General features: G+C 59.7%; 21 protein-coding genes and 4 pseudogenes. 16 read left to right on the plus strand and 9 right to left on the minus strand.

The features are described 5' to 3' along the window. Window positions 1-99: 99 nt before the first annotated feature. The 6 genes from B0G73_RS37020 (at window position 100) to B0G73_RS42030 (ending at window position 8,177) form a co-directional block, all read left to right on the plus strand. A complete protein-coding gene (locus B0G73_RS37020) occupies window positions 100-726 on the plus strand; it encodes a tyrosine-type recombinase/integrase (protein WP_106286003.1) in 627 nt (208 codons plus the stop codon). A 740-nt stretch (window positions 727-1,466) separates the two neighbouring features. Continuing rightward, window positions 1,467-2,528, plus strand: coding sequence for a multiple monosaccharide ABC transporter substrate-binding protein (chvE, locus tag B0G73_RS37025; protein WP_106286004.1), 1,062 nt, complete (start codon window positions 1,467-1,469; stop codon window positions 2,526-2,528). A 113-nt stretch (window positions 2,529-2,641) separates the two neighbouring features. Continuing rightward, on the plus strand, window positions 2,642-4,153 hold the full coding sequence (mmsA, locus tag B0G73_RS37030; RefSeq protein ID WP_106286031.1) for a multiple monosaccharide ABC transporter ATP-binding protein: 1,512 nt from the start codon (window positions 2,642-2,644) through the stop codon (window positions 4,151-4,153). Window positions 4,154-4,181: 28 nt separating this feature from the next. Further along, the gene (gene mmsB / locus B0G73_RS37035; RefSeq protein ID WP_106286032.1) at window positions 4,182-5,336 is read left to right on the plus strand and encodes a multiple monosaccharide ABC transporter permease; all 1,155 of its coding nucleotides are present in this window, start codon (window positions 4,182-4,184) and stop codon (window positions 5,334-5,336) included. 1,012 nt (window positions 5,337-6,348) lie between these two features. Continuing rightward, complete coding sequence (locus B0G73_RS37045) at window positions 6,349-7,593, plus strand: AAA family ATPase (RefSeq protein ID WP_374957052.1); 1,245 nt, start codon at window positions 6,349-6,351, stop codon at window positions 7,591-7,593. After that, window positions 7,515-8,177 (plus strand): AAA family ATPase, encoded by a 663-nt coding sequence (locus tag B0G73_RS42030; protein ID WP_374957053.1) that lies wholly within the window; start codon window positions 7,515-7,517, stop codon window positions 8,175-8,177. Before B0G73_RS37045 ends, B0G73_RS42030 begins: the two co-directional genes overlap by 79 nt. 193 nt (window positions 8,178-8,370) lie before the next feature. Here the strand turns inward: B0G73_RS42030 and B0G73_RS37050 are convergent, their stop codons facing one another. Both B0G73_RS37050 and B0G73_RS37055 read right to left on the minus strand, forming a co-directional pair. Further along, entirely contained in the window at window positions 8,371-10,035 is a 1,665-nt protein-coding gene (locus tag B0G73_RS37050; protein ID WP_258194152.1) for a PQQ-binding-like beta-propeller repeat protein, read from the minus strand. Between the two features lie 427 nt (window positions 10,036-10,462). Beyond that, a pseudogene (locus tag B0G73_RS37055) lies at window positions 10,463-10,723 on the minus strand (TonB family protein); the annotation flags it as partial. A 496-nt stretch (window positions 10,724-11,219) separates the two neighbouring features. Here B0G73_RS37055 and B0G73_RS40845 point away from each other — a divergent pair. The 6 genes from B0G73_RS40845 (at window position 11,220) to B0G73_RS37075 (ending at window position 14,682) form a co-directional block, all read left to right on the plus strand. Beyond that, entirely contained in the window at window positions 11,220-11,441 is a 222-nt protein-coding gene (locus B0G73_RS40845) for a hypothetical protein (protein WP_181196747.1), read from the plus strand. Window positions 11,442-11,642: 201 nt separating this feature from the next. Continuing rightward, window positions 11,643-12,194, plus strand: coding sequence for a hypothetical protein (locus tag B0G73_RS37065; protein ID WP_106286008.1), 552 nt, complete (start codon window positions 11,643-11,645; stop codon window positions 12,192-12,194). Between the two features lie 396 nt (window positions 12,195-12,590). Further along, window positions 12,591-12,770, plus strand: coding sequence for a hypothetical protein (locus B0G73_RS41655; RefSeq protein ID WP_258194147.1), 180 nt, complete (start codon window positions 12,591-12,593; stop codon window positions 12,768-12,770). After that, on the plus strand, window positions 12,770-13,447 hold the full coding sequence (locus B0G73_RS41660; RefSeq protein ID WP_258194148.1) for a DUF6880 family protein: 678 nt from the start codon (window positions 12,770-12,772) through the stop codon (window positions 13,445-13,447). The genes B0G73_RS41655 and B0G73_RS41660 overlap by 1 nt, the downstream gene beginning before the upstream one ends. Before the next feature lie 34 nt (window positions 13,448-13,481). Then, the gene (locus B0G73_RS41665; RefSeq protein WP_258194149.1) at window positions 13,482-13,862 is read left to right on the plus strand and encodes a hypothetical protein; all 381 of its coding nucleotides are present in this window, start codon (window positions 13,482-13,484) and stop codon (window positions 13,860-13,862) included. A 472-nt stretch (window positions 13,863-14,334) separates the two neighbouring features. Beyond that, the gene (locus B0G73_RS37075) at window positions 14,335-14,682 is read left to right on the plus strand and encodes a response regulator (protein WP_106286009.1); all 348 of its coding nucleotides are present in this window, start codon (window positions 14,335-14,337) and stop codon (window positions 14,680-14,682) included. 336 nt (window positions 14,683-15,018) lie between these two features. Here the strand turns inward: B0G73_RS37075 and B0G73_RS37080 are convergent, their stop codons facing one another. Next, window positions 15,019-15,282 carry a hypothetical protein gene (locus B0G73_RS37080; RefSeq protein WP_106286010.1) on the minus strand — a complete coding sequence of 88 codons (264 nt, stop codon included), beginning with the start codon at window positions 15,280-15,282 and terminating at the stop codon, window positions 15,019-15,021. A 430-nt stretch (window positions 15,283-15,712) separates the two neighbouring features. Between B0G73_RS37080 and B0G73_RS37085 the strand changes: the two genes are divergently transcribed. Further along, window positions 15,713-16,087 carry a cupin domain-containing protein gene (locus B0G73_RS37085; RefSeq protein ID WP_106286011.1) on the plus strand — a complete coding sequence of 125 codons (375 nt, stop codon included), beginning with the start codon at window positions 15,713-15,715 and terminating at the stop codon, window positions 16,085-16,087. A 389-nt stretch (window positions 16,088-16,476) separates the two neighbouring features. Then, the gene (locus B0G73_RS37090) at window positions 16,477-16,905 is read left to right on the plus strand and encodes a VOC family protein (protein ID WP_106286012.1); all 429 of its coding nucleotides are present in this window, start codon (window positions 16,477-16,479) and stop codon (window positions 16,903-16,905) included. A 207-nt stretch (window positions 16,906-17,112) separates the two neighbouring features. On the opposite strand, the gene B0G73_RS40850 is transcribed toward B0G73_RS37090, so the two are convergent. Next, entirely contained in the window at window positions 17,113-17,286 is a 174-nt protein-coding gene (locus B0G73_RS40850) for a hypothetical protein (protein ID WP_181196748.1), read from the minus strand. 105 nt (window positions 17,287-17,391) lie between these two features. Then, a complete protein-coding gene (locus B0G73_RS37095) occupies window positions 17,392-17,862 on the minus strand; it encodes a PRC-barrel domain-containing protein (protein ID WP_106286013.1) in 471 nt (156 codons plus the stop codon). A 106-nt stretch (window positions 17,863-17,968) separates the two neighbouring features. On the opposite strand from B0G73_RS37095, the pseudogene B0G73_RS42035 reads away from it, so the two are divergent. Together B0G73_RS42035 and B0G73_RS37105 are read left to right on the plus strand one after the other, a co-directional pair. Beyond that, window positions 17,969-18,493: pseudogene (locus B0G73_RS42035) on the plus strand (DDE-type integrase/transposase/recombinase). A gap of 62 nt (window positions 18,494-18,555) precedes the next feature. Then, window positions 18,556-19,203 (plus strand): annotated as a pseudogene (locus tag B0G73_RS37105) (IS110 family transposase); the annotation flags it as partial. Between the two features lie 751 nt (window positions 19,204-19,954). On the opposite strand, the gene B0G73_RS37110 reads toward B0G73_RS37105, so the two are convergent. The 4 genes and pseudogenes from B0G73_RS37110 to B0G73_RS37125 form a co-directional block, all read right to left on the minus strand. Beyond that, window positions 19,955-20,401 carry a VOC family protein gene (locus B0G73_RS37110; RefSeq protein WP_106286014.1) on the minus strand — a complete coding sequence of 149 codons (447 nt, stop codon included), beginning with the start codon at window positions 20,399-20,401 and terminating at the stop codon, window positions 19,955-19,957. A gap of 250 nt (window positions 20,402-20,651) precedes the next feature. Next, entirely contained in the window at window positions 20,652-21,554 is a 903-nt protein-coding gene (locus B0G73_RS37115) for an ABC transporter substrate-binding protein (RefSeq protein WP_258194150.1), read from the minus strand. Between the two features lie 51 nt (window positions 21,555-21,605). Further along, window positions 21,606-22,346 carry an SDR family NAD(P)-dependent oxidoreductase gene (locus B0G73_RS37120; protein ID WP_106286015.1) on the minus strand — a complete coding sequence of 247 codons (741 nt, stop codon included), beginning with the start codon at window positions 22,344-22,346 and terminating at the stop codon, window positions 21,606-21,608. A gap of 481 nt (window positions 22,347-22,827) precedes the next feature. Next, window positions 22,828-23,494: pseudogene (locus tag B0G73_RS37125) on the minus strand (IS701 family transposase); the annotation flags it as partial. Window positions 23,495-23,692: the final 198 nt, after the last annotated feature.

Here is a 23,692-nt window from a genome sequence, read left to right on the forward strand (position 1 = left end):
TGCCTTTGGGCAATCCGTTGCGTATGACTGGATTGGGTCGAAGAGCGACCGCTGTGCGGCGCGCACAATCGATCTCCCTTCATTGAAGAGGAGGTTGACATGGATACGCTTAATTCTTCCGGTACTCGTCGGGCGCCGTGGAACAAAGGAAGGTTGACTGGCCAGAAGCCGCCGTTGAAGCTGCGCGAAATTTGGGCGATTCGGACGAGGCTTCAGATGTCAGCGAACGTTCGCGAGCTGGCACTGTTCAATCTCGCAATCGACAGCAAGCTCCGGGCATGTGATCTAACGCGACTTCAGGTGCAGGACATCTGTATGGGAAGCCACGTGGTCTTGCGAGCGACCTTCATGCAGCAAAAAACGCAACGACCGGTGCAGTTCGAAATCACTGAGCAGACTCGGCAAAGCGTCGCGGCCTGGATTTCGGCGCAGGGACTCAAGCCGGCCGATTATTTGTTCCCGAGTCGGCTGCACGCGTCAGCGCACGTGTCGAGGCGTCAGTACGCTCGCATCGTGCATCGATGGATCGCGTCAATCGGACTGGACGATGCTGCGTACGGCACTCACACGATGCGCCGCACGAAGGCATCGTTGATCTATCGGCGCACGAAGAACCTGCGCGCAGTTCAGCTCCTCTTAGGCCGTACCAAACTTGAAAGTACGGTGCGTTACCTCGGGATTGAGGTGGACGACGCGCTCGAGATGGCCGAGCAAACGGAGGTTTGACAGATCATGACCGGCGAGCGGGCGCCTTGCCGGCCAACAACGGACGTTCGAGCCGTACATTGGTTGGGCATTCGGGCGGCGGCTACGCGGGCTGGGACCGGACATTCGTCGATGGGATGGCAAGCCGCCGGCTCATCCCCAGCGCGGATACCTATAGGAGTGCGGCCAAACACGATCCCACCGTCTAGCCCTGCACTCCGATAGCAGATTTCAGTGCAACAGGTGGGGAAGACACAATGGGCGATACCAAAAATGGTATCAATACTAGGGTTCTTTTATATTGGACGCATGCTAACGCTGGACGTAGACTTGCTGCCAACCTACTCGAGGGCAAAAATCAAAACGAGCGAGATCGGAGCGGGAGACACGAATTACATCAATGGGCGCCGGGACAGCTGCGTCACAAGGGGGTATCGCAGCAGTCCCCTGACCCGAGTAAAGTGGCCGCCTGATATGCGCACGGTGACCGGGCGCAGTCCTGCAAGGCCGTTCGGGCCGCGAATGCGTTTTGCCAATGGCGTCTGGGTCTTTCGTGCACGATGAATTTGTACCGAAGACGGGTGCACGCTTGAGTGTGGCGAGACGGAGCTTGATGAGGTCGAGTTCCGCTGCATCATCGAGACCATCTATATGTGGGCCTGACACGGACAACTCAGAATCAAACCGCGGTGCTTTAACAATACGGTCGCCTGGACCGCGGCGAGAGCGGCACTCATTCACACACCGAAGGAGACATTCCAATGAAACGTCTGTTCTTGAAAACCCTAATTGCGTTCATGGCGCTGCCAATGATCGGTATCGCGCATGCCGACAGCAAGGGGCTGGTTGCTGTGTCCATGCCGACCAAGTCCTCGGCGCGCTGGATTGCCGATGGCAATAACATGGTCAAGTATCTGCAGGCGGATGGTTACACCACCGATCTCCAGTATGCCGACGATGATATTCCGAATCAGCTCGCGCAAATCGAGAACATGGTCACCAAGAAGCCGAAGGTGCTGGTGATCGCTGCAATCGATGGGACGACGCTGACCGATGTGCTCAAAAAGGCGCACGATGCCGGCATCAAGGTCATTGCATACGATCGCCTGATCAAAGGCACGGCCGATGTCGATTACTACGCGACGTTTGATAACTACAAGGTCGGCGTGCTGCAGGCGCAGTCCATTGTTGACAAGCTTGGTCTGAAACAGGGTAAAGGCCCGTTCAATATCGAACTGTTCGGGGGTTCGCCCGACGACAACAACGCCTTCTTCTTCTATAACGGCGCGATGAGCGTGCTGGATCCGTACATCAAGAACGGCAAGCTGGTGGTGCGCAGTAAGCAGTTTGGTATGAACAAGGTCGGCACGTTGCGCTGGGATGGCGCCGTCGCTCAGGCCCGCATGGACAATCTGCTCTCGGCTTACTACGGCAATGCTAAGCTCGACGCCGTGTTGAGCCCGTATGACGGTCTGAGCATTGGCATTCTGTCGTCGGTCAAGGGTGTGGGCTATTGCACGGCTCAGCAGCCGTGCCCGATCGTCAGCGGGCAGGATGCCGAGATTCCTTCGGTCAAGTCCATCCTGCACAACGAGCAGTACTCTACTGTGTTCAAGGACACGCGTCAGCTCGCCAAGGTGACGGTTGCGATGATCGACGCAATGGCACAAGGCAAGCAGCCGGAGGTGAACGACACCAAGACCTACAACAACGGCGTGAAGGTTGTTCCGTCGTATCTGCTCAACCCGGTACTGGTGGATGGCTCCAACTGGAAGCCAATCCTGGTTGACAGCGGCTACTACACGGAAGCGCAGATCAAGTAAGGCAATATCGAAGTCGAGCCTGTCGCCGGAGACGCCACGTGCGCTCCGGCTAGCGGACCCTGCAATACATCACAAATCCAGGAGATGGCGTGGCGGACGAGACCATCCTGTCCATGCGCAGCATCACCAAGACGTTTCCGGGTGTCAAAGCACTCGATAACGTCAATCTGACCGTCAAAGCTGGAGAAATCCATGCTGTCGTCGGTGAGAATGGCGCGGGCAAGTCCACTCTCATGAAGGTACTGAGCGGTGTGTATCCGCACGGGTCCTACGAGGGGGAAATCCATTTCGAAGGGCAACTGCAACGCTTCACGGACATCCGCGATAGCGAAGAGCGCGGCATCATCATCATTCATCAAGAATTGGCATTGGTGCCAACGCTCTCGATCACCGAAAACATTTTTCTTGGCAATGAACTGGCGCAATGCGGTGTGATCGATTGGCACGCGGCGCATAAGCGCACGCGCGAATTGCTGCAGCGCGTTGGTCTGAACGAGTCGCCCGACGCGAGCGTCGGAAAGCTGGGCGTGGGCAAGCAGCAGTTGGTGGAAATTGCCAAGGCGCTATCAAAGCGCGTGAAGCTGCTGATCCTCGACGAACCCACTGCGAGTCTGAACGAGACCGATAGCGCAGCGCTGCTGAAACTGCTGCTGGAACTCCAGGGACAAGGTATTTCCTGCATCCTCATTTCGCACAAGCTCAACGAGATTACACAGGTCGCGGATCAGATTACCGTCATCCGCGACGGAAGCACGATCGAGACGCTCGACTGCGCCGCAGGCGAGATCAGCGAGGACCGCATTATTCGCGGCATGGTCGGCCGTGACATGGCACACCGGTATCCGCAGCGCGAGCCGCAGATCGGCGACGTGATCTTCGAAGTACGCGATTGGCACGTGTTCCACGAACAGTATTCGGAGCGCGAGGTCATTAAGGGCATCGACCTGAACGTACGCAAGGGCGAAGTGGTCGGCATCGCCGGACTGATGGGATCGGGCCGCACCGAACTGGCCATGAGTATCTTCGGGCGCTCGTATGGTCGGCGGATCAGCGGACAGGTGCTGATCGACGGCCAGACCGTGGATGTATCGACCATCGGCAAGGCCATCAAGCATGGCATTGCCTATGTGACCGAGGATCGCAAGGGATATGGCCTAATCCTCGAGCAAGAAATCCGTAAAAACGTGTCGCTCGCCAACCTCGCCGAAGTGTCCGATCACGGTGTAATCGATGAACACGTCGAGGCAAAGGTTGCGCAGCAATATCGCGAATCGTTGCGCATCCGCAGTTCGGGCATCCAGCAACGGGTGGTCAATCTCTCGGGCGGCAATCAGCAGAAGGTCGTGCTGAGCAAGTGGCTGTTTACAAAACCGCGTCTTCTGATTCTCGATGAACCCACGCGCGGTATTGATGTCGGTGCCAAATACGAGATCTACACCATCATTGACGAACTGGCGCGCAGGGGCGAAGGGATTCTGATGATCTCTTCCGAAATGCCGGAACTGCTTGGGATGTGCGACCGCATCTACGTGATGAACGAAGGTCGGCTCGTGGTCGAGCTCGATCGAACCGAAGCAAGCCAGGAACGTATCATGCGCGCCATCGTGAACGCCGGTCATGCGTGACCTCTCTACATCGAATCAAGGCCATTTCATGAAACTCGGCTTTCTCAAGAACAACCTGCGCGACTACGGGCTGTTGCTGTCGTTGGTCGTTATCATGGGGTTTTTCCAGTACCAGACCGACGGCGTACTGTTGCAGCCGTTGAACATCACTAATCTGGTTTTGCAGAACAGCTACATCGTTGTGATGGCGCTGGGCATGCTGCTCGTGATCGTAGCCGGCTATATCGATCTGTCCGTCGGATCGGTCAGCGGCTTTATCGGCGGGCTGGCCGCGGTGCTTATCGTGCAGTACTCATGGCCCGTGGTGCCGACGATCATCGTGGCGCTTCTGGTGGGGGCGTTGATTGGTGCGACGCAGGGCTGGTTCGTGGCTTACGCGCGCATTCCGTCGTTTATCGTGACGCTGGCAGGGATGCTTATTTTCAAGGGGCTCGCACTGGCGCTATTGCAAGGGCAATCGGTCGGGCCATTTCCGCTGCGGTTTCAGCGCATTAGTACTGGCTTTCTGCCCGATCCGTTCGGCGGCACAGAGGTACGCGTATTGTCCCTCATCGTTGGCGTCATCTTGGCGCTGGGGCTGGTCGGGGCGGAGGTACGCAAGCGCCGAAAGGCACGGGCACACGATATGGAAGTCGAACCGGTCGCGTTCTTCGCCATGAAAAACGTGTTGTTCGCGGGGGCCGTCACGTACTTGTGCTGGCTGCTTTCCACGTACAAGGGTTTGCCCGATGTGTTGATGCTGATGGCCGTACTGATCCTGATCTACCAGTTTGTTACCAATCGCACGACGATCGGTCGACGTATCTATGCGCTGGGCGGCAACGAGAAGGCGACGCGTCTGTCGGGCGTGAACACCGCGCGTTTGTCTTTCCTGACCTTTGTGAACATGGGAGTATTGGCGGCAGTGGCAGGTCTAATTTTCGCGGCACGCCTGAATACGGCAACGCCGAAGGCTGGCCTTGGCTTCGAGCTCGATGTGATCGCGGCCTGTTTCATCGGCGGAGCATCGGCCTCCGGGGGCGTGGGCAAGGTTGTGGGCGCGGTGATCGGCGCATTCATCATGGGCGTGATGAACAACGGCATGTCGATCATGGGCATTGGCATTGATTACCAGCAAGTGATCAAGGGCATGGTCTTGTTGGCGGCGGTGTTTCTGGATGTCTACAACCGTAACCGCGCGTGACGGGACACTACAACACGGCCTATATCTCCCCGAGAGCCTGTCACGAGTAACTCCGGGCGTGTTCGATCTCTTGTGTGTGAAACGGGCGGGTAATCAAGGGCAATGTCAAAGCGCTCGGGATCAAGCAAAACCAACTGAGTCATTGCGCTCGTTCGATCGCGGTGTGAACCGGTCCATTTGGTCGTCACGTGCCGCAAACACGTCTGTTGCGCCACGTCGATCGGTACGTTGAGCGTCCCGGCTTGTGAAGGCATTGACACCGCACTACGGTCGTATGTCGGATCTGATCCCTTCCATCTACCTCAAACTCATGATCAGCATGTTGATCGTGGGTTACTCCTTTGGGATTCGATCGGCAGTCGTCTTTGCGAAGAGGTTGATCTCGACCTTGCATTTGGCGGCGCACCGCCATGGCCGCTTCCCTCGGCGTCCGAATGGCAGATCGGGAGTGGCGGATTCCAACCGGAAAGCGGACGTTGTGGCCCATCAAGTTGGCTGACCGCTTGGGGTCGCGGAAGTGCGCGTTGACGACCGGCCGCTTCCGGGAAGCGAAATACCAATGACCGCTTTGCGGCGATGAGTTCGAAGCGCGGAAGGACTCAGCCCGACCCGAACCAGTCAGATGACCTTCTCCAAAGCGGTCAGGCAGCTAAGTTCAGTTTTTGCCAACCGGAGTGCCCATAAGCGGCCGTCGGCGACTTCACCCGATCGGCCATGAGGGGACATTCCCGCCACCGGTGAGGCGCCTGTTTGGGCAGCCGCTTCACAACTCGAAACGGCCGTTGATCGATTCTGTTTCAACTGAGCCGAAACCAGAGGGCGCCCCCTGATCGACCGAACGCAAATCGGTGTGCGACAATCATCGGTGCTGCGCGATGCGGGGAACCGACAGCCTAGCACGGGCGCCTCCCTACAGCTGACAATAGCATTGCCCGCGAATTCGGAAATCGAACGCTCAGTTCTTTCATTATGAAAGAACTGAGCCTTCTACCTGATGGCACGAGTGTTCTCAATGGCAGAGGATTCCGGATACGTGTTAGAGGCGCTTCGCGAGGAGCCGGACTTCACGCTCTATCGCGGCAAAGCGCTCGGCGATCCGACGCCGATCCTGGCGCTAGCAGTTGCCACGGAGCGACCGTCGCTTCACTGCCTCCGGCGACTCGAACACGAATGGTCGTTAGCGGCCGAGCTCGATGCGGCATGGGCGGCACAGCCTCTCGCGCTGACCCGTCACCTGGGGCGCGCGTTGCTCATTCTCAAGGACCCTGGCGGTGAACCCTTGGACCGGTTCATCGAGCAGCAAAACGATCACCAGTTTGATCTCCCTCGCTTCCTGCGCATCGCCATTGGTCTGACGTCAGCGCTTGGTCAGGCTCACCGGCAGGGCCTCATTCATAAGGACATCAAGCCGGCGAACGCGCTGGTCGACGACGCCGGTCATGTGTGGTTGACCGGCTTCGGCATCGCGTCCCGGCTCCCTCGCGAACGCCAGTTGACCGATGCCCCTGAACTTATTGCCGGATCACTCCCCTATATGGCGCCCGAACAGACCGGGCGCATGAATCGCTCGATCGATTCCCGCAGCGATCTCTATTCTCTGGGTGTCACGCTCTACGAGATGTCGACCGGCAGCCTCCCGTTCACCGCTTTTGAGCCGATGGAGTGGGTGCACTGCCATATCGCAAGACAGCCCCTTCCCCCCGCTGTACGGACGCAAGCTGTCCCTCCTCCCGTATCGTCCGTCATCATGAAGCTGCTCGCCAAGACCGCCGAACAGCGACACCAGACAGCGGTGGGGCTGGAGCGTGATCTGCAGCGATGCCTCAAGGAATGGGAATCTCGCGGACACATCGAGGAGCTCACGCCTGGCGAGCATGACATGCCGGATCAACTGCTCATTCCCGAGAAACTGTACGGGCGCTCAACTGAAATCAATACTCTGCTCGCGTCCTTCGACTGTGTCGTAAGCGGAGGCACGCCGGAACTCGTTCTGGTTTCAGGCTATTCGGGGATCGGCAAGTCCGCTGTCGTAAATGAACTGCATAAGCCACTTGTCCCGCCCCGAGGCCTCTTTGCGTCAGGCAAGTTCGACCAGTACAAGCGCGACATCCCATATGCGACGCTCGCGCAGGCGTTCCAGTGCCTTATCCGTCGATTCTCGCGAAGAGCCAGGAAGAGGTGGGCCGCTGGCGCGATGCAATCCGTGAGGCGCTCGGTCCAAACGGTCAGCTCATGGTGGATCTGGTCCCGGAATTAAAGCTCAGTATCGGCGAGCAGCCACTGGTCGCAGAACTATCGCCGCGGGATGCGCAAAAGCGTTTCCAACTGGTATTGCGTCGCTTCATCGGTGCGTTCACGAGGGAGCATCCGCTCGCGCTCTTCCTCGACGATCTGCAATGGCTCGACGCGGCTACTCTGGATCTGATGGAAGACTTACTTACGCATCCGGACGTTAAAGACCTGATGCTGATCGGCGCCTACCGCGACAACGAAGTGGACGCCACGCATCCGCTGACGCGTAAGCTGGAAAGCATTCGTCAGGCTGGGGCGATCGTGCATGACATCGTACTTGCGCCTTTAACGCGCAACGACCTGGAAGAGTTGCTCCGTGATTCGCTTCATTGTGAACGAGGGCGTGCTGGCCCGTTAGCGGAACTGGTCGGAGAGAAGACCAGCGGCAATCCGTTTTTTGCCATTCAGTTTTTCTCTGAGTTGTTCGAAGAGGGGTTGCTCGTCTTCGATCACGCCCACGGGCAGTGGTGCAGTTGGGCTGAGATCGCGAACCTGAACGCCTCCAATGCGCTGAATCAACAATCGCGCGTTCGACCTGTGCCATCGTAGCGTTGCGCATGGAACCCGCCTTTTATCGGTGACTGGCCGCACAACCTGTTTTGACCCTTGAGCGTTTAGTGCGTCCGGCAGCGCATCGCGTCATGATCAGTTTCCGATGTGTGTCCAGCTGGGGGCGGTCCCGGCGACGGCCGGCGAGACCGGTATCCCTGCAACAGCCCGTTGTCGCGACAATCCTCCGGTTTCAGTGCAACAGCCCGAATACCGCGACGCCATTCGTTGCGCCGACATACACGTGGCCATGCGCGATCATCGGCGTGATGAACTTGTTGCCCGCGCCGAACGCGTCACGCGCACCGGACCGGGTACTGTCGTACAGCTCCCGGCCGAGATCGCCGGCGTCGAAGGCATGCAGGCCGCCCGTGGCCCCGTTCTCGGCTGCCCAGACGATGCCGTTCGTCGTTCCGCTGGCCGAGATGCTCGGCGTCGCGCCCGGATAAGGGAACGTGCCGGAACTGTGCGACGACGGCGTCGTCGCGAGTCGTGCAGCGCTCAGGGGAAAGGCCTTGAGATTGTCGCCAACCGCGCCAAAGTACACGACGCCGTTGTAATAGGCCGGCATGCCGAACTCGCCCCCCGGCAACTGGCCATCGATTTCCTGCCAGATCAGGTTCGCACTGGCGTTGAATCCGCCCATCGCATCGCGGTTGACCACATAGATTTTTGAGTCCTTGCCGGCGCCCAGCGCCAGATGGCGGATCGCGCCGCTTGCATCGGTCAGCTCGGGCAGCACCAGTGCGCCGCCAGAACCGAGGTCCGCATCCTGCGCGGACTGGACAATCGTGTCGAAGGTCTCGAAGTAGTCGGCCACCGCGAGCCGCGGCAACGTCGACAGCCTGAGGAACGCGTTGCCGTAGTCGCCGTTCGCCGGGAAACCCTGCGCGTTCAGCGTCGGGTCGAAGGTGCCGTTTGCGTCGAGCAGGTAGAGTGAGGTGCCATCCGACGCCATTCCGGCGCCGCTCATCCAGATAGAACCTTCGCTACCGTTGGGCGTCAGGTTCAGTGCGCCCGTCTGCGCGAGCGTCGCGGCGTCGTAGGCCATCACCCAGCCGCCATAGGTCCCCTGATCACAGTGTGAAGTCCAGCCGAGATAGACGTTGCCGTTGACGAGAGTGAGTGCCTGCCGTTCTGCGTACTGCTGCGGGTCGAAGACGGTGACGCCGTTGCTGCTGTTGGCGCCGGTGCCGGGATAGGTCGCAGCGATCCCGGTCGGGCCGCCCAGCATCTCGGCACCGGTCGCGAGGTCAACCGCGTGTAGCCGCTGGTGGATGCCGCCGCCCGCATCCTTGCTCATTGCGACCGCGTAGAGCACACCGTTCGCGCCGCGGGCTCGATCGATGACGGGTGTGGCGGTAATGCCGATCTCTGGTGTGATCTGCCCGCAGTGGCGATCGTCGCTCGTGGTCTCGCCGGCGCCGAGCAGCGAGCGTTGCCATAGCTGCGCGCTGGTGTCGGCGTCGAACGCATAGACGCTGCCGTGTTCGGTGACGACATAGACGACATTGTGGGCCACGCCGCCGATGCTGAGGTTGCTGACGTAAAGCGGCTGCGCATCGACCTTGCCGTCCGCTGGCAGAAACGCGATTTTGCCGAAGCCTGACGCGTTGACGTTGGCCGGTGTGAGCGACGTTTCGACCAGGTACTGGCCGGTGCGCGCCAGGTCATTGTGGTAGGTCAGAACGTCGGTCGATGCGGCAGGGTTCCCGAAACTGCTGCCGGTACCGGCGCCTCCGCCTCCAGAACTTCCGGTTCCACCGCCCGAACTCCCCGCACCTCCGGCCCCACCGCCCCCGGTTGTTCCCGCATCGACTGTCGTGCCGCCGCCTCCGCCGCACGATGCACACACCATTGCAAGCACGGTGAGCAAGGCACGCAGCCTCCAGGAACGGATGCAGGGATGACCCCTGCCGGAATGTTCGGTGCGATCCATGTGAGCCTCCCGGGGATCGATTGATTGGGCCGGCCGCCGCCACAACGTTGAACGCGCAGTCCGGATGCAACGCGCGGGATCAGGCGTCAGTTGAACGCGCGTAACCACAACGTCATAGCAGCAAATCGCACGCCCGGAAAACAGAAAGTCACAGCCGACGGAAAGCGAACGCAGGACGGGATGACGGGCTTTCGTCTGTCGCCGGGATGCATCGTTCGCGACTGCGACAGAGGGACGGCCCCGGCATCAGTTCGCTGCACCGCAGAGCGCCTCATCGCGACGCGTTGAGGGTCCGTGTGCCGGATGGGTCTGCAGCGCGCACGGCCAGGAAACCGTTCCCGCTTCGGTCAATGGTTGTCGCCTGCGGTGAGGGCAACTCGCGCAGCTGGAAATTGCCGTTGTTGTCGTTGAAGAGGCAGTCTTCCATCAATTCCAGATGGCCGCGCCCCTCGAGCAGGTCTGGCGGTGGTTGCGGTAACGGCGATGCCCGGCGCAGCGTCGCGAGGGCCGTGCGTTCGGCGCCACTGTCACCGTTCGTCCTGTGCACAGAAGACGACACGAGCTGTCCATTCCCATCCACGATGAACACAACCACCACGACGGATCGCGCCCTTCCACCAGCCGCATGCCCCACAATGAGGATGCTTTTCTTCTCCTGCATAGCTGACGTCTGCCCGGCTTGTGCCGAGACGGCCCACGCGCTGTGCAGTGGCGCCGCACGTGTTCGTGGACTTCGCCCATCCTGCGAAAATGCGGCTCGATAGCCGTGCACAGGCCCGAAAGCCGGATTGAATTCCGAGCGCCGCGGCTGAGCGGCGAACTCGTGACCGTCATCAAGGGATGGCGGCGGCCACCTGCACGAAAAGGTGCTCTGCAGTTGATTTCCGCCTGTTGGCAGTCGGCGGGAACACGCTCCACCTGCCGTCATCCGCCTGAAGAAAAACAACGCGCGCGCTCCGGCTGGCGACGACATTTCGACGCGCACGTAGCGTCTCCCATTCCCCGCGGCGCGACTGAATCTGGTTACACGAACGTGCATCGTGGGAGCCGGTGCGAGCCACTTTTCGACCTGACCGCGCAGGGACCGCTCGTTCGTGCTTTTCATGTTCCGCTCCAGCAAGTTTTCCGTTCGGGTGACGGGATGGTTGTTCACCGTTCGTTTCCTTAACGCCACAGGCGCACGCAATGTTGACCAGGGATTTGTGATTTATGAAACCGGATATTTCGAGGTGAGTGGGCCTTGGAGAGTCGCCTGGAACTGGATGGCCGACGGCACAGTCCGGCTCATCCCTGAGCATCGAAATCCGCGCGCCTGCGTTGCCTGAGGGCGACTCACTGTCGCCTCGCCATGCATCGGCAGTATTCGGTTGCTGATAAATCGACCGGATGGACGCTCTGTCAGGCAGTTCCGCGGAGAAGTCTGAATCTTTTCCACTCGAGGCAACGCGAACGTCGTTCGTCTCACGGCGCTACGCGACCGGCGAGCTAGAATCGTGCTTCGACTCACGTAGGGGAGAAATGAGCAGATGAATGATGCATTCGAGCGCCGTGCCTTGTTGCTTCACCTTGGAGACGTACTGGAGGTCGCAAACCGTCTCCTGAAATGCGGTGACGGCCACAAGACCGTACGTGAACTGGCCGAAGCGCACGACCCGCTTGGAGGCTTCCCGCTCCTGGAACAGGTATCGCCGCGGATGACAGCAGAGCAGTTTGTTCAGCGAGTGTCAGACGCCTTCTTCGCATGGCCGCGGGAACTGCTTGAGCCTGAGCTGAATCGCAAGCGTCTTGCTTCCACTGTTCGACGGAGCCTGTTTGCCGGCAACGCGGAGGGATGGCGGGCGTATGTCGCTGCGTTACGGGGCGAAGTTCCGTGGTTCGGCGCGGGCCTGCCGCCGCTGAAAGCCGGCGAGGACGTGTGCACTCATTCGACCGATGGCAGTTCCGGGAGCTTGCAGGCGGACGAGGCGCCGAGCGCTAGCGATGTCGAGCGTAATGGCGGACAAGCCGAGGCCCACCGGGAGAGCGTTGAAAGCAGCGGGCGAGTCTACCCCTCATGGCCGTGGAAGTCCGACGCGTAAGTCGTGGAGACGGCGTGAGAGTGGATGAACGGTTCTCTTGACCTGATCCACGTCGCCGGTGATTCCGCCGCGTTCGTCGAGGTCCACAGGGTCCGGATTGTGTGCGCCGACGCTCTACGGGAGCGTTACGCCTGGGGCGCGTACGTGGCACGCACAGGTACAGCGTCGAGCTTGGCGTGGGCGACGACGGCGAGCTGACCTACGAATGCGACTGTCTGGTCGGCGCGGACGGTATCTTCTGCAAGCGACGCGGTCGCGGTCGCCCTGTCGTGGCTCGAGAATACCGGCGCGGACGTGTTTCATGCCGATGAGTCAGAGCCGACAAAGCCTCGTAAAAAGCGCAAGACGTACGAGGAGCAGATTCGTGAATATGTTGCAACGCTGAATGCGGGAGCCGTGCGCGACTTGCTGCTGGAAGCGGTCGAGCGCGACATGGCGCTGCGCGACAAGCTCCTGTTCGCAGCGCGTGCGGCGAACGCCAGTGACCTGCCAAGCATGAAGACCGCGGTACGACAGGCGACGCGCATTCGCGACCACTCGACTGGCGCGAAGCCGGCGCGTACGGCGACGGCCTGATGGCGCTCGCGGTCATGCTGCGACAGCGGCTCGACGGTCCTCAGGCCACCCAGGTGGTCGAGCTTGCGGAACTGGCGATTGCCGGCGCCGAAGCAAGTCTCGAGCACATTGATGACTCCGGGGGCGATGTGATGCCGGCCATCATGGAGCTTGTCGCCGTGCATCTCGAAGCCTGTCGACAGACCCACCCGGACCCAATCAGGCTTGCCGAGCGACTGTTCCGGTTTCACACCGAAGGTGTGTGGGATACCTTCTACGATGTGTTGCCGGCTTACGCCGAGCCGCTCGGCGACCTTGGGATTCATCGGTACCGCACGCTTGTAGAAAACGGATGGGACGGCCTGCCGGCACTGGCGCCGAGCGATGAATTTCGCCGGTTGTTCGAACCGCCACGCATGCGACTGGAACACGCGATGGAGGCGCTGGCGGAACTCGACGGCGACGTCGACGCGCTGATTCGTATCCGCTCAAAGGACCTGTCGAGTCCACCGTTTTTTGCTGGTCGCAGAGCTTTGCGCAAAGCACGGGCGTTACGACGAAGGTCTCGCGTGGGCCGAAGGCGGCCTCACGGAATCGGGAAAGAACGTGGACCAACGTCTGCTCGACTTCTGCATCCAGGAGAACCTGCGGCGCGGCGAATTCGCAAAAGCAGATGCGTTCGCATGGCAACGATTTGAGGTGCGCCCGGGTGCCGAAGCATTCGCCGCGTCGATGGATGTCGCCAGCGCGACGGGCCAGCACGACATGACGCGCGAGCGCGCGCTCAATCATCTGTGGAGTCTTGTTCGTGCTGAAGAGGCGTCGACCAAAGCGAAGCGCAGCTCCTGGCAGATGCCGACGCGAACCGAGCTGGTCAAAATCTTTCTCACCGGGCGCGAGAATGACACGGCATGGAAGACGTTCTGTGGCGGTCCGGTCGCGACAACGATGTGGGCAACGATGGCATCCATTCGCGCAAAGACCTGTCCGCACGACGCCATCGTGCTGTATCACCGCCTGCTGCCCATCGCCGCCGAAAGTGGAACGCGTAATGCCCGTTATGAGGAGGCGTTCGGCATTGTGCGGACCATCGGAGACTGCGGGCGCAACTGAACGAGCATGCGCATTTTGGCGATGAACTCGAGTCAATCCGACAGACCTATCGCGCCAAACGCAATTTTATCAAGCTACTGGCAGTGCTCGGTTAGGTTCGCCTGGGCGAATCGGTTTCCTTCGGCGCGACTGTGGCCGCTTTCGGCGCGGCCTTGAGCGCAGCAACAATCAACATACGCCAAAGTCACACACTGAGCCGCCATGTCGACATGATTGTTGTGCGACCAGCGTAGTGTTCATATTCGCTATGTGGCCGAGGTTTTGCTGGAAAATGCTTCGATGCGTCGAGTACAGTTCTCGCGCGACGAGGAGACGCCCGACGTTGCTGCGAATTCCAGGACGGGTAAGCACCTTGGGCGCGAGCATGGATGCGATGGTACTCCGCGTACGTGTTAATCGCGGCACAGAATTGCATGACATCGCAACGTGAGGCGACGGCCCTCGCGTGTTCTGCATGTTGGAGTGATGTCCGATGAATGTTCTTCTTGTTGACGACTACAGCGCTACAACTGACCTGCTGGCTGACGTCGCATGCTCGATGGGGCATGCTGTGACGAAAGCGTATTCCGGAGCTGACGCATTGGTTGCGGCCTGCGGTGACGGCGCTTTCGATTTCATTCTCGTGGACATTGGACTGCCTGACATTAGCGGCCACGAGTTGTGCCTGCGGCTCCGTGCATCCGAGAAATATGCGTCCCGGCGCATCTTCTCAATGACCGCGTATGATGACGTCCCCGAGCGCTTCGACATGTCGTGCTTCGATGGCCAGCTTCTGAAGCCGCTATCACTTGAACAATTCGAGTCTCTGCTCTCAGGCTGAAGCGGACCACACCGGTGCTCCTGGTAGACGGCGCGGCATTGTTCACTTTTGCGCCTTCACTCGTCTCGATAGAGACAATTGTCGTATTTGAGACGGTACGCTAGCCGCGTTCTGACAACGGCCGTGAGTCAACCAACGGCTTCCGGCACGGGGTGCCACGTCTTTGCGCGAATATTCTGAGTGATGCGCCACAGAAATTGAAAGAGCGTCGCTCGGGTACTGCGGATAACTCGTGTGCCTGTGACACGAGCGGCTAGAAAATCCGACGCCGCTTTTACCCATCTAACAGCGCGCGGGCTACGACGTGGCTAGGATGCACGACGAAGTATTCGGCCATCATCGTTCTGCAAGCGCGTCATCAATGAGCCGTTGGGCGGCACTAAACCCTGCCATCAGGGCTTCAGCTTCGGTGGCGAACGTCGGTTCGCCTTCGTCCAGGAGCTGGGCTGGGGGAAACTCACGTCCGGACGGCGGGTGTCGCACAGTAACCTTCACCACAAGACCTCCCGACGCGACCACCGAGCCCGCGACAATAACAGCCGGCACCGACTCGACTTCAATGGTCGCCTCGAAGCCCCGATAATGATATGCACGTCGCATTGCAACCTCTCGTGACGATTAGTGCGTTCATGGCCAGTCACGCAATATGGGTCCGCTCGCTGGTCTCCGGCGTCACTATTTCCGCGTGAGCGGCGGTTTCGTCACCGCCTGCCCGTCAATTTAAGCCTTGGCGCACGCGGTGGCGAATGTGAGTGTGTGCAAACTCCGAGGATTATTCGGACGGGTTCAGGCGTGAAACCGCTTATCGGGTGAGGGCACACCTCTGCGCGCCTGTTTCGCCATGCTGGCACGATGCCCTCGCTGCTACGTCGCCTCGTCTTGACGCCGGTGCCGGCGGGCGGGACACTCAATCCGAACGTTGTGTGGCCGCCGTCTTGCAAAGCGCTGCGTAACTCAAGCGTCTGAGATTCCAATCTGACGGGTTACGTCGAACGCCGACTGGAACATAGGCCGCGAAAAGGAGAGCCCCATGGCGCTTGCGCTGACATTTTCACGACTGTTTTCAGACTCGATTGGCGAAAGTCATTTTGGGTCGGTAAACCTCCTACTGGTCACCCGCAACTTCGCGCCCCCCGCTGAATCCTTTGACGTGTCGGATTTCGCGGCAGCGACCCGCCACGGATTTTTGCACGCGCCCAGCGGATGGGTCGGCGACCTTCATCCTTCACCCATGCGCATGTGGGGATTTATTCTCAGCGGGGAAGTTGAGTTTGAGGCCAGTGACGGTGAGCGACGACGCGTCGCGGCGGGAAGCGCCATCCTGCTCGAGGACACGACGGGCAAAGGGCACCAGAGTCGTGTCATCGGCGACGCGCCAGCGCTTCTCGCCGTGGTTGAAGTTTGACGTCGTGGTTCCCTGGCCGGGGCGCGAGCCCAAGCGGTCGCGGTTTAAGGTCCGAGCCGTGGATGCGCGGCTCTATCCAACGGAGCGGCTGTTAACCGGGCGAGGGCCAGTTCGGACAATTGAACGACGCCCCGCATGAAGCTGAAGCACCGTTTGTTTGTCGTCAGAGCGGACAGCGAATAGATACGAGCAGGTCGGTCAGGGACGTTATTGCGGCGAATTCGAGTAATGCGCACCCTCGCTTCGCGGGGCGATACGAACGCGCAAATTATCCAGCTCGTGCGGAGCTTGAACGGATTCAACGCCGCCCCCGAAAGCAGGGTGAAGGTCTGCGGATATAAGGGTCACATTTACCAGGAACTCCGTGGATTGCCTGAAGAGGAGATGACATGGAACGCATCGGGAACATCAAAATTCTGTTCGTCGCGGGCTTTGGCCCCATCGTCCGTGATGCGGACGCAAGTCACGAACTCTACTGCGAGAGCCTCGGTATCCCCTTCAAGGAGGAGAGCGGCGGTTACCTTCATACGGAAGGTCTCGACGGCGCAAAAAGCTTTGCCCTGTGGCCTCTTTCTCAGGCGGCCCAGTCCTGCTTTGGCAAGGAGGCCTGGCCCGACGTCATCCCTGTTCCGCAAGCCTGGCTCGAGTTCGATGTGGAGAGCGTCGAGAAAGCAACAGCGGAGCTTGAGTCGCGAGGATATCGGATGCTCGTCAAGTCCAGGACAGAACCTTGGGGGCAGACGGTCACTCGTTTCATCTCACCGGAAGGGTTGCTGCTCGGTATCACTTTCACTGCGGCGATGCAAGAAGAAAACTAGCATTAACCTGATACAGAAAGTTGCGCTGCTGATAGCGGTAGTGTCCGGGCGGTGGTCCTGCCGGGCGAGAATTTACTGGCCGCAGAACCCGATGGCCGGACTTCCGCCTACGTGCTGCAACGGGTCCGTACGCCGAGGTATGCCCCTTGCGAAGCACAGGGCCGCCGCTTGCGCCCCTGTCTCGCCACGAGTTCCGCAGCGCCGCTTCTATTTCGGCGCATCTTCATCGCGCAGTTCATCGTCCTCTGACCGCAGGACAGGGGCAGCGCTGTCCTGCGCCGGCGAGCCGGAGGCGTTCGGCGCGTCTTCTGGTCGCCGTCGCTCATTGTTATCCTCGGGGCGGCCTACGTCGCGCGTCTGTTTCTTTCGATGATTCGTCATGGTTTCCTCCGTGCCCGAAGCAACGCCCGATGCACTGGGTCTGCCTGTACGGCCGTTTGCCAAGCGGCGGCAGCTTCGCATGGTGGCAGTCTGCGATAAAACATCTTAAATGTCAGTCAGGTTTTCTTCGCTCACAGCGCGGGGCCCCGACCAGTACGGGTCCCGGTTGTAATACCGATGAACCGTGGCGCCCCATTGCACGTCCGCCATGGATGGCCAGTGGTCCTTGTCGAAACCGGGCTCATTTCTGACCTCTTCGGCCGTTATGTCGACAAAGAAGCACATCTCATCTGTGTCCAGTGTCAGCGCGCTCCACGGGATCGCGTGCAAGGTGCTGCCGATGCCAAGGAAGCCACCTTCCGAGAGCACCGCATAGGTGACACGACCGCTGCGCACGTCAAGCATGATGTCGGATATTTTGCCAATCTCTGCTCCATCCGATGAGACCACCTTGTTGCCATCCAGAGTCGACGCAGTCATCACGTCCGGCCCGGGCCCTGTACCCACTCGACCGCCGACAATGTTCGCGCCGGCATCGCCCGTCTGGGGCCGTATTTTAGGGTCATGGATTGTCATGGTCCTCTCCTGAAGAGTGATACTCCGAGGCGCGCAACGCGCGTGCCACGGCGATGCCTATTTTTGGCATTGTCAAATTGAAGGAGTCGCTGGGTAGAATGGCGAAATGAAGAAGACTCCCTCGCCATATCACGGCTTCCGTTTTCCGGCCGCGGTCATCAGTTGCGCGGTACGTTGGTACCATCGATTCAACCTGAGCCTGCGCGACATCGAGGAACTGCTGCTCTAGCGTGGCGTCGAGGTTAGCTACGAGGCGCTTCTTCAGAAAGGTGCTGCGCTCTTACCCGGTACCCCGTAAGATTGTCACCGACCAGTGCGCAGCTACCCGGCGGCAAAGGCCGAGGTGTCACAGCTAGCCGGCGTGAAGCACGTCTTCGTGCGAGCTGCCGCGAGAATCAACAACCGGGCGGAGAACAGCCACCAGCCGACGCGCCGGCGTGAGCGCCAGATGCAAGGATTCCGCGACCCGCGTCGGACACAACGCTTTCTGTCCTGCTTCGGCCCGATCCGCCAGCACTTCGCGTTGCCACGTCACCGGATGAGCGCAGGCAATCATCGAACGCAACTGTTGGCCCGGCTGGCCAGCTGGTCCCAATGGACCGTCACCGAGTCGACCGGTATCGATCAATAATCAACAGGAATCCTACTCACGCTGTACTGGTACGTACCCACGCCGTCAATTTGACAAAGCCGCAGCAACTGGTGAAGTTTCCTACGATGCAGATCAACAGCCTCAGAGGCTTGCTCACTGAGTATGGCGAAGTGATGAGCAAAGGCCGTGCGGCACTGGACCGAGCGATACCGACCGTGTTGGCAAGGATCAGTGAGCGCCTTCCAGCGGTGCTGGTCGATACGATGCGCGAGCAGTGGAACGGTTTGGCAAAGCTTGACGAGCAGATTGCCACGATCGAGCGCCGAATGCGCGAGTGGGTCAAGCACGATCCCGCCGTAAAGGCCATCAGCGAAATTCCAGGCGTGGGTCTGCTGACTGCAACCGCTCCAGTGGCAACGATGGGCGATGCGAAGGTATTTCGCTCCGGTCGGGAATTTGCTGCGTGGGCTGGTCTCGTACCCAGACAGAGTGGGTCCGGCGGCAAAGTGAATTTGCACGGTATAAGCAAAAGGGGCGACACGTATCTCCGAACACTGCTGATCCATGGCGCGCGCGCCGTGTTGAGTCACGCCAAGGATGCGGGCACCTGGATTGAGGAGATGCGCAGGCGTCGCCCAGCGAATGTCGTGATCGTCGCGCTCGCCAGCAAGATGGCACGGATGATCTGGGCGGTTCTGGCGCATGACCGTCCATACCAGAGGGATTACGTGAGCAGGAAGCCGGCATAGGCGGTAATCGATTCGCGAACAACTAACTTGCAATCAGATTGATACGTCCAAAGGTTGCGCAGGCGCCGTATGTGATGACACACGAGGTCGGACCATGATCCACGAAACCTGAAGGCTCATACGAGCTTCGAGCTCGCACGGAGAATGAGGCATGGGTCAGCGGATTTCATAGTGGGCCGCAGCGGATCAGGCTGCAACAAGCCCGGATATAGAGCCGCGATCAACCTGTTTCCCAGAACACACGAGAGCTTGCTCAAACGGGACGCGTTCATATAGATGAGCCTTCAGGTGTTGGCCTATAACCTGAAGCGGGTGATGAACATACTTGGCGTTGCAGGGACGTTGAAGGCCATGAAGATGGTTGAAAGCTAAAGCCCAGAGGGGCTTTGTTGTGCCTGCGACATTCGGTCAGTGCAAACTCGCCGTATCAAACTCGATCGACCTGACCGGTAACCAACCCCCAGTGGAAAAAATGGAGTTTCCACACACTCTGGACCCTCCGGCGACATTCGGTCTGTCCGCTTTCCGGCATGCCGGCTGCGTGAGGCGTATTCAGGCTCGTCAGCTTAGCTACGATCGGAGCGATCGAAGAGCGCAAGGCGCCGCCTCTTCGGACGGTGCAACAGTCAGTGCGCCCCGGTCGGACCGCTCGCTCGCGATTCGGCAGTTGAAGGCCGGAGCGCTTCGCGCCAATCAGCTAGCGCCAGGCGGGCATCCGTAAACGTTTAAGGCATCCAATCCGGGCCGAGCGTCAGCCGTAGACCAACTCGGTGCTCTGTCCGACCTCGATAATATATCCATCCGGATCGCGGATGTAGCAGCGCGTCTCGCCGTACTTGGGGATCGGCTCCGAGATGAACTCCGCTCCTCGACTTTTCCATAATTCATAGCACGCTTGAATATCTGCAACGCGGAAATTCAAAAAGCTGTTGATGTGATCCGGGTCGGGGACGCTGAGCGTTACCGTCGGCTTATCCGGGGTCGGCCCGCCTCCAACATTCAGAATCATCCAGATATTCCCAAGCTGAAGGTACCCAGGCGCGTTGCCGTCACCGAGGCTCAGAATACGAGCGCCGAAGACCTTTTCGTAGTATCGAGCTGATCGCTCGATGTCGGCGACGGTGAGAAAATGCGCGATGCTGATCCCTTCTCGCGGGGGCATCTCATAGCTCTTCTGCTCGATTTGTACGCTGTTCATTGAGGACTCCGATTCCGATATAGGGCTCTCTAGTACGCGCCTCAAGTCTCCCGCCTATGAAATTGAACGGGAATTCCGGCATTTCTAGCTCACCAGGTGATGCAAGTCCCTTCGGCCACAAACTCTCGTTCACGTGCGTCGCCGGTCGGACGTTCACGCGTCGGCTTCACCCCGTAAACGGCCACGCAGAAGAAATATGACACCACAGCGCGGGTCGACTCCTGGTCATCCTGATTGAGTAGCGGCCCGCTTACGAGGCCGGGAGGTACATCTGGTCAGCGGTTCCCGCTGGGATGCCAAGTTCGGTGGCGACCGCGGCGACCCCCTGCTGGGCGACTTTGAGGTCCACCCGACCGTCGGAAGTGAAATACGGGCGGACGTACCGCTCGTAGTATTGCTCCGCTTCCTCGCTGGTCAGCCGGCCCAACATCGAATTGATGTATTTGACGGCCAGACCGGGTTGTTCGGCGATCGTCTTGAGCGCCCGCTTGTTGGCCCGCACCAGCGCCTGCAGGGCCGGATCGTCAAGCGAGATGCGCGCGGGATCCACGGCGAGTCCCACGGTGGGGATCTGGAAGTGGTCACCCACCCAGCACAGCACCGAAAAACCCTCCTCAAGGGCGACCTGTTCGGGCGCTAACGTGCTGCCTACGTAGGCGGCGTCAATCGAGCCGTCGCGAAGGCGTCGCAGGTCCATCTGGTAGTCCCCCGGGATCCGTTCCACGCATTCCAAGTCGCGATCGGGGTCCAACCCGTGTTTGCGCAGCACGATCCGCGCGAAAACCCCGGGGGCGGTGCGAGCCCCGTGGACCGCCAGTCGGCGCCCTCGAAGACCGTCCATGGATTGCACCCCGTTGGCGCCAAGGAACCAAAAGAGCGGACGATGGGTGTTGACCGCGAGGGCCGTCCATTGGATACCGTCGGTCAGCCGCGACAATAGAGTTCGGCCCAGACCGATGGTTGCGCCGGCGCGCACGCGTTCAATCTTCCACACGGCTCCGTCGCGGAGGGCGACGTGGATACCTTCATCTTCGAAATATCCCTCTTGATCGGCCACATGCGCGATCAGCTCTTCGTGAGTACCACTGCCCATATGAGTCAGGTCAATCGAGTGCATGGCAATTAACACCTCTGTCAGGTCAATCAATCGCATTGGCAAAATAGCTGCTCTCCGAGTCTCGGACGATTCGCGTGCTCGTTGTGTTCACTCCATGCCAAATCCCCCACTCACCGGAATGTAGTGGCCAGTGGTGAAACCCGAAGCGTCACTTGCCAGGAACGCCACCGTATTGGCCACCTCGTCGGGACGGGCGAGCCGTCGCATCGGTATGGACGCCGCGATCGCCTCCAGCCGTTCGGGCGAGACTAGCCCGGTCGAAGTAGCGCCCTCCACGGTGGTCGGTGCGACGAGGTTGGCGGTGATTCCGTGCGGCGCCAGTTCCAAAGCGACGTACCGCACGAACTGGTCCAGGGCAGCCTTGGCGGTGCCCAGGGTAATCATCCCATCACGCGGATGACGCGACAGCAGGGTACTCATATAGACCAGCCGCCCATGGCCACGAGAAATCATTCCCGGCACAACAGCCTTCGTTGCCAGGAAGGCGGCACGCAGCTCACTGTCGAGCTTGCCACCGAGTTGCTCCCAGCTCAGGTTGGCGAACGAGGTAACGTCATACGGCGTCAACGCGTTGTGCACGAGAACGTCGACTTCGCCCCACCGCTGCTCGATTTCATCGACCATGGTCGCGACATCATGAGGCTCGGTGACGTCGGCTTTAATCGCCACGGCTTCTCCACCGGCTGCGACGATAGTCGCGACCACGTCCTCGGCGTGGGATGCGCTGGCGCGATGGTTGACGACCACCTTGTACCCGTGTTCGGCCAGAACCACGGCAACAGCCGCGCCAATGCCCCGGCTGGCTCCCGTGATTAGCGCGACTGCCATGAGATCACCTCCACCTTAACGCTGGCCTGGTACTTTTTCCCGGAGCGTATACGTCGCCCCACATCGAGTAACTCAATTTTAGGAAATTCCTAAAGTGAAGCCCAACACCAACCATGGATAAACAGTCTTGTCCATCTAGAAAATATCGGGTTTGCCGCGATGCGTTACAAGCCAACCCCAATCTCTTCGCGCCTGCCTTGCTCGGGAAGTAGTCCAGCCTGGATAAATCGTTTGCGCGGCGCTACTCTTCTCCTCAACTAATTCCCGCTGCTTCCAGGAAAGCTGAACGGGGCGTCAGTGCCAGGACTTTTGCAGACTTTCCTTAACACCTCTTTGTCCAAACTCGTGCGTGATTTGCGTCGGAAGGGGCAACTAGTACTACTGTGTCACATAAGTAGTTGCGCGGTCTGTTACCGTACAGGAAGAATGCCATCGTTGCATGAGCTTTAGTCCAAGCAGGATGCCCAACGTGGAAATGGAATCAGGAACGTGGCGCTGAGCGCGCTGGATTGCGCCGGGGGATGTAATCCGGGGGAAGGGCAGGCAGCGCGCGTTCGGGGAAGTTTTTTTATCGCGCTCATCCGAGCGCATTCTGAGTCGCTGAGCCATCAGAAACCCATATGCAGCGATACTCAGTGTGGCGTGGTGATGAAAGCCACGCCAGCCTCGCCCTTCGCAATGACCGAGCCCGAACTCCTGTTTCAGGTCCTGATAGTCGCGCTCGATGCGCCAGCGCATTTGGTCACGAACACAGGCTGCTCAAGTGTCGCCTCCCCGGGGGCAGTAGTGAGAAAATATTTGAGCGGCTCCGTATCGCCATCAGGCCATTCAATAAGCAACCATTCTTCGTCGCGAACGGTACTTCGCCAATAGTCATGATGTGCGGGACGAACCCATATGGCGGCAAAGCATGAGGAAAGTGCTGCGTTGCTGCCTTCCCGCCAGGTTACGGTTTGCCAGGCGTTCATGGGTAATTGCATGGCCAGTTCCTTCACCACGAGCGGTTTATGGCCGGGCGCACGGCGCAACAATTTCGGTGGCTTGCCGCGCCCGCTCCATGGCTTGGGCGGAAGCGGCGCCGTACCTGGCGCCCACACAGAGGTGCCCGGCCGGATCCCTACCACGTACAACAACCCCAATTCAGTTATGGGACAAAGGCTGACCGGGGTAACTTTGATTTCCGTACAATTCGCCGGCTAGACGTACCCAAGCTGGCCGTGGGTTTGCCTTTACTCCCTAAATAAGAAACGCGCAAAATCAGTTGGTTGCTGTCTATCCGCCCGCGCTACAACGCGTCAATGCTCTCTGTGAGCCGCGCAAACTGTCAGATGACGCGATAGACGCTT

The organism is Paraburkholderia sp. BL25I1N1 (assembly GCF_003002025.1).
Lineage (GTDB): Bacteria > Pseudomonadota > Gammaproteobacteria > Burkholderiales > Burkholderiaceae > Paraburkholderia.